Here is a 230-nt window from a genome sequence, read left to right on the forward strand (position 1 = left end):
CTTTCGCGTTCAGTTTTCAGGGTGCAAGCTTTGTTGAACTGCCAAGCGCAGCGAAGGCAAAGGCACACAGCACTTGGCGGTGCTGACCTGAACTTAAGTTGGCGAGTAAATACGAGCCGACATCTGTTTGGTGGCGATAGCGGAGGGGTTCCACGCGTACCCATCCCGAACACGACCGTTAAGCCCTCCAGCGCCGATGGTACTTGGACCGCAGGGTCCCGGGAGAGTAG

At 57.4% G+C, this 230-nt stretch carries 1 rRNA gene; it reads left to right on the forward strand.

The window, feature by feature from the left end:
• Positions 1–126 precede the first annotated feature (126 nt).
• Positions 127–230, forward strand: a 5S ribosomal RNA gene (gene rrf, locus A372_RS0100495); the annotation flags it as partial.

The sequence above is a fragment of the Paenibacillus sp. OSY-SE genome (assembly GCF_000283315.1).
Lineage (GTDB): Bacteria > Bacillota > Bacilli > Paenibacillales > Paenibacillaceae > Paenibacillus_B > Paenibacillus_B profundus.